At 74.7% G+C, this 6,037-nt stretch carries 4 protein-coding genes and 1 pseudogene; 4 read left to right on the forward strand and 1 reads right to left on the reverse strand.

Annotation, left to right across the window (positions count from 1 at the left end; genetic code table 11):
- Nucleotides 1–15: 15 nt before the first annotated feature.
- Nucleotides 16–787: pseudogene (locus C892_RS29575) on the reverse strand (siderophore-interacting protein).
- A 365-nt stretch (nucleotides 788–1,152) separates the two neighbouring features.
- Here C892_RS29575 and C892_RS0125285 point away from each other — a divergent pair.
- From C892_RS0125285 to C892_RS0125300, 4 genes are all read left to right on the forward strand, one after another.
- Entirely contained in the window at nucleotides 1,153–1,650 is a 498-nt protein-coding gene (locus tag C892_RS0125285) for a MarR family winged helix-turn-helix transcriptional regulator (protein ID WP_017559494.1), read from the forward strand.
- Nucleotides 1,628–4,150: a PEP/pyruvate-binding domain-containing protein gene (locus tag C892_RS29580; RefSeq protein ID WP_017559495.1), complete on the forward strand. Its 2,523-nt coding sequence runs from the start codon at nucleotides 1,628–1,630 to the stop codon at nucleotides 4,148–4,150. Before C892_RS0125285 ends, C892_RS29580 begins: the two co-directional genes overlap by 23 nt.
- Nucleotides 4,151–4,785: 635 nt before the next feature.
- The gene (locus C892_RS0125295) at nucleotides 4,786–5,418 is read left to right on the forward strand and encodes an NAD(P)-dependent oxidoreductase (protein ID WP_017539182.1); all 633 of its coding nucleotides are present in this window, start codon (nucleotides 4,786–4,788) and stop codon (nucleotides 5,416–5,418) included.
- A 24-nt stretch (nucleotides 5,419–5,442) separates the two neighbouring features.
- A complete protein-coding gene (locus C892_RS0125300; protein WP_017559496.1) occupies nucleotides 5,443–5,991 on the forward strand; it encodes a MarR family winged helix-turn-helix transcriptional regulator in 549 nt (182 codons plus the stop codon).
- The last annotated feature ends 46 nt before the right edge of the window (nucleotides 5,992–6,037 follow it).

Raw genomic sequence — 6,037 nt, forward strand, 5'->3', positions numbered from 1 at the left:
GCGGGAGGCGGTCCGCTACGGGCTCTCCGCCCCCTCCTGCTCTTCCTCGACCCGGCGGTTCCACTCCCGCTTGGAGGACTGCCAGCCGTCCTCGTTCATGCCCTGGCGCCAGTATCCCGAGATCGACAGTCGCTCCCTCGGCACCCCGCGCCCGTTGCGGAGCAGGCGGCGCAGCTCCTTGACGAAGCCCGCCTCACCGTGCACGAAGGCCTGCACCTCGCCCTCGGGGAAGTCCAGTTCGGACACGGCGCGGACGAGCGCCTCCCCCACCCGGCCCCCGCGGCGGTGCAGCCAGGTCAGCGACACGCCCGTGCCGGTGCGCACCTTCTGCTCCTCCTCGGGCCCGTCCACCTCGATGAAGACGTGCGCGGCCGCCCCCTCGGGCAGCCGCTCCAGGGAGGCGGCGATGGCCGGAAGGGCGCTCTCGTCCCCCGCCATCAGGTGCCAGTCGGCCTGCGGGTCCGGGGCGTAGCCGCCGCCGGGACCGGCGAAACCGCACCACGTCCCCCGGCTCGGCGCGGACGGCCCACGGCCCCGCGAGACCGGCGTCGCCGTGCACCACGAAGTCGACGTCCATCTCGCCCTGCACGGGGTCCCACCGGCGGACGGTGTAGGTGCGCATGGCGGGCCACAGCTCGCGCGGCATCTCGGCGCGGACGCGGTCCAGGTCGAAGGGCTCGGGGTAGTCCGCCCCCTCCTGGGGGAAGAGCAGTTTGACGTAGTGGTCGGTGAACCGGTCCGCCCCCAGGGCGGCCACCTCCGGGCCGCCGAGGACGACGCGGAGCATGTGCGGGGTCAGCCGCTCCTTGCGCACCACCGTCGCCGTGGTGACGCTCGGCGCCGTGCGCCCTGCGCGTCCTGTACCTCCTGTGCGTTCGGCCATGGGCCATTCCTTCCTGAGCACTGCTTCCTGCACACCGGGCGTCGGTCAGGAGCGCTGGAGGCCGGCGGGGATGGAACGCCCGTCCGGTCGGCAGCGGCGCGGATCTCCGAGCAGACCCTACATCCGACCGGTATGCCACCGCCTGTCCGGATTCTCGGCGGTCGCGCACGGTGGAGCGCCTCTCCTGTCGGCCGGCCGTCAAGACCGCGTATGGAACGCGGCCGCCTTCTGGACTCCCCCACGCCCGCCCTCTTAGATTTAATTGCGTCATGGCAATCGATGCACAGACGCACAGGTATCAGCGTGAGCGCCTCGAGGCCGTGTTCCGCTCCATGCAGCGCGACACGGTCCCCAGCCTCGTGCGGATCAACGAGGACGAGGACCTCTCGCTCATCGAGATGGCCCTGCTCCAGACGCTCGACCACGACCGCCCGCCTTTCCCCGGGGACCCCACCCTCACGGAACTTGCGGAGGTGCTCGGCCGCTCGACGTCGCGGACGAGCCGGCTGGTCGACCGTATGGTGCGGCGCGGTCTCGCCGAGAGGTACGAGGACGGCGCCGACCGCCGTGTCAGGCGGGTGCGCCTCGGCGCGGAGGGGCGCGCGCTCCTGGAGCGCATCGCCCGGGTCCGCATCGAGGCGCAGACCGCGCTGTGGGACCACATGACGGCGGAGGAGTTGGAGGCCGTGGTGAGCGCGATGGAGGTGCTGGCCGCGGCGGCGCACAGGATGAGGAGTGAACGCGATGCACGTGGTCGGCCTGAGTGAGATCGACTCCGGCATGATCGGTCTGGTCGGCGGCAAGGCCGCCGGCCTGGGCGAGATGATCGCGGCCGGCGAGCGCGTCCCGCCCGGCTTCTGCCTGACCACCAGGGCCCACCGGGCGGGCACGGTCCCCGAGGACGAGCTCGCGGCCGCCTACGCCGAACTGGGCGGCGGCCGCGTGGCGGTGCGCTCCAGCGCCACCGCCGAGGACCTCCCCGACGCCAGCTTCGCCGGGCAGCAGGACACGGTCCTGGGCGTCGAGGGCGTGGAGCAGCTGGTGGAGGCGGTGCGCCGGTGCTGGGAGTCCCTGGACTCCGAGCGCGCGGTGGCCTACCGCCGCGACAACGACATCGGCGGCGGCGACGTGCACATGGCGGTCGTCGTGCAGCGCATGGTGGAGGCCGAGACCGCCGGGGTGCTGTTCACCGCCGACCCGCTCAGCGGCAGCCGGTCGGTGATGGTCGCCGACGCCGTGCGCGGGCTGGGGACCGCGGTGGTCGACGGCAGCGGCGTGCCCGACCACTACGAGATGGGCCCCGACGGGACCGAGGGCCCCGAGGACGGCTGCCTGAGCGCCGCCCAGGTGGAGGAGCTGAGGGCCGCGGGCGAGCGCCTGCAGCGCCACTTCGGCTCCCCGCAGGACGCGGAGTGGGCCTACGACGCCGACGGCGTGCTGTGGCTGCTGCAGTCCCGGGCCGTCACCACCCTGTTCCCCCTCCCCGACGACGCGCACCTGCCCCGGCCGCGCGCCTACATGGAGGCGGGCAACATCCAGGGCCTGCTGCGCCCCGTCACGCCCATGGGCATGTCCATGATGGAGCTGATGGTGCGGGACTGGCTCGGCGACCTCATGAAGACCTCCGCCTCCGGCCGGCCGGTGCCCCTCATGACCGGCATCGGCAGCCGGCTGTACGTCGACGTGACCGACATGCTCCGCAGCAGGATGATGCGGCCGCGCATGCCGGACATGGCCGAGGTGTACGGGCCGCGCGCCAAGGCCGCGATCCGGTACCTGCTCAAGGACCCGCGCTTCGCGCCGGTCAAGGGCCAGCCGTTCCGGCTGCGGTCGATGCTCCGCCTGGGGCTGCGCTACGGCGGCCCCGCGACGGCGGGCATCCTCCACTCGCTGGCCAAGCCGCAGGCCGCACGGGCGAAGGTGGACCGGGCCGTCCGGACCCTGCGCACCGGGACCGCCCCTCCCCCGCCGGCGGGCGCGGCCGCGCCCGAGCGGCTGCGCTTCGTGGAGCGCGGCGTCAACGACGACGCGCTGTTCCGCGGGCTCATGGAGCTGATGTGGCCGCTGTTCACCGGCATCATCCTCACCGGTCTGCCCTCGGTGGTGCTGAAGGGGATCATCACCGACGAGGAGGCCGACACCGCCCTGGGCGGCATGCCGCACAACGTCACCACCCAGATGGACATGGCGCTGTGGCGGATGGCCGTCCGCGCGCGCGAGCACCGGGACCTGTTCCTGCAAACCCCGGCCGAGGAGCTGGCCGAGCGCTACCGGGCGGGGACGCTGCCCGACATCGGCCTGGAGAGCTTCCTCGACCTCTACGGGCACCGTGCCGCCGCCGAGGTGGACATCGGCATGCCGCGGTGGGCCGACGACCCGGCGCCGCTGTTCGGCACCATCGCCAACTACCTGCGGGTGGACGATCCCGACCAGGCGCCCGACCGGCGGTTCGCCCGCGCCGCGGAGCGCGCCGAGGCGGTCATCGCCGAGGTCGAGCGCCGGGTGCGCCGCCGGCACCGGGTGCGCGGTCGGCTGGGGGTGTTCCTGATGCGCCGCTCCCGCGAGCTGACCGGGCTCCGGGAGGTCGCCAAGTTCGCCTGGCTCATCCCCTTCCTGGAGTTCCGCCGCCAGCTGGTCCTGGTCGGCGGGGAGCTGGCCGGGCGCGGGCTGCTGGAGCGGGCCGAGGACGTCATGTTCCTCACGCTGCCCGAGCTCCGCACCGCCGTGGACGAGGGCGCCGACCTGCGCGTGACGGTCGCCGGGCGGCGGGCCTTCTACCGCCGCGAGCTGCGCCGGCCGGAGGTGCCCGCCGTGCTGCTGTCGGACGGCACGGACGTGGACGCGCTGCTGCCGGCGCCGCCCGTGGAGGAGGGGGCGATGGCCGGCAAGCCCGCGGCGGGCGGCCGGGCCACCGGTAGGGCCCGGGTGGTGCGCGACCCGGTGGGGGCGCACCTGGAGCCGGGCGAGATCCTGGTGGCCCCGACCACCGACCCCGGGTGGACGCCCCTGTTCATGACCGCGGCGGGCCTGGTGACCGAGACCGGCTCGCCGATCGCGCACGGCCCGACGGTGGCCCGCGAGTACGGGATCCCGGCGGTGATCTGCCTGCGCGAGGCCACCCGGAGGATCAGGGACGGTGACCTGATCACGGTCGACGGCTCGGCGGGGACGGTCACCCCGGTGGAATCCGGGGACGGCGCTGAAGGCGGCAGCGCCGGCACGCGGTCCGGACCGGCCGAAGGCGAGCACCACCGCGCCGAGCGGTGACGCCACGGAACCGGCCCCGGGAGGCGGGTGCCTCGATCGGCCGTGCGGACGGCCGTGCCGAGACGGCCCACCGCCCTTCTCGCCCCGGCCGGTCGGGGTCCGGCGCACATGAGCAGGGACGCGAATGCGTCAACGGCCGCAGTGGGCGCCCCTCGCCCCACGATGGGCCCGCTCCCGGTGCGGCGCCCGGCCTTGGGACCGCCCCGCGCCGCTTCGTCCGCCCAGGTCGGCACGGGCGCATCGCCGGGTGGCCGGGCCGCCGACGGCCCGGCGCACCCACACCTGGAACTCCTCCCCGAGTTCCGGCGGCAAGGCGCTCTCCCCCTTCTCCGCCTCCCTCCTCCACGGGGTTCCCTCGGCCGCACGCCATCTGTATATTCGGAAATCCGAACTGTTGGCCACCGGTGAAGGCGGCGACCATGGCAGCCACCACCCGGCCCTGCCCCCGGCCGGCCTTCCGCGAGCCGTCCGCCTCCGGATTCCTCTACGCCGGGAATTCGGTCGCCCCGCCGCGCCTCGCCCAAGGCCGACGGCATGGTGGCGCTGCCGCTGCTCTGCCGTCCCCTCTGAGCGGACCCGGACGCGCCCGGCCGCCTCAGGCCGCCCCTCGCCCGCCCCGACCGCAAGGAACCGCCATGCACCTCGCCGTCTTCGGCGCCACCGGAGGCACCGGCCGCCGGATCACCGACCAGGCACTGGAGGCCGGGCACACCGTGACCGCCGTCGTCCGCGACCCCGCCCGGCTCCCGCTGGAGCACCCCCGGCTCACCACCGCCACGATGACCGCGTTCACCGCCGAGGCCCTGGCCCCCGTGCTCGCCGGCGCCGACGCCGCCCTGTCCGGGCTGGCGGCCACCGTCCGCGGCGGATCCCCCGCCACCACCTGGGCCCGCTCCGCGCTCGGGGCGATGGAGCAGGTCGGCGAACGGCGGATCGTGGCCGTCAGCGCCGTGCCGGTGGGCCCGGCCGCCCCCGGCGACGCGCTCCACCACCGCCTGCTGCTGCGCCCGGCGCTCCGGCGCGTCTTCGCCGACGCCTACCGGGACCTGGCGGCCATGGAGGAGGTCCTGAGGGGCGGTACCGCCCCCTGGACGGTGGTCCGGCCGCCCCGGCTGACCGACGGCCCCAAGACCGCGCACTACCGCACCGCGGTCGGCACGAGCCCGCCCGCAGCGCTCACCCTCTCCCGGGCCGACACCGCCCACGCGGTCCTCGCCGCTCTGGAGTCCCCCGGGACAGAGCGCCAGGCCGTCGGGGTCGCATACTGAGGCGCGCGGCGTGAGGGCGCAGTAGTGTCGGACGCCATGGACGACGGTGACAGCGGCGGCGCCCTCGGCGCGGAGACCGCAGGCGGTGCGGAGGTGACGGGCGCCCGTGCGGACGGACTTCCGCCGCCTGAACTGATCGACCGCTACCTGCGCCACGTCCCGCTGCTCGAAGCCTGGTACCGGCGCGCCCCCCAGGAGATGCCCCCGGAGCTGGCCGAGGCGTTCCAGAGCAACAAGCTGACCGGGCGGCACGGCAGCGTGCTGGCGCAGCTCGTCCATGGCCGTGAACCGACCGTGGGCGAGCTGTCCGTGCGGCTCGGGGTGCGCCTGTCGACCGTCAGCGAGCTCGTCGGCGACCTCGCCTACGCGGGCCTGGTCACGCGCCGTAAGGACCCCGCCAACCGCAGGCGGGTGCTCGTGGCCCTGTCCGAGGAGTACCGCCCGCTCATGGAACGGTTCGCGGCCCTCCGCGCGGCCCCCCTGCTGCGGGTGCTCGAAAGGCTCTCCCCGCAGGAGCGAGAGGGGTTCGCCGCGGGCCTGAAGGCGTGGGCGGAGGAGGCCACTCCTCCCTAAGAGGTCATCTCATTTGGAGTCTCGGTAGCCTGGCCGGGTGTCGATG

The sequence above is a fragment of the Nocardiopsis baichengensis YIM 90130 genome (assembly GCF_000341205.1).
Taxonomy (GTDB): Bacteria; Actinomycetota; Actinomycetes; order Streptosporangiales; family Streptosporangiaceae; genus Nocardiopsis_A; species Nocardiopsis_A halophila.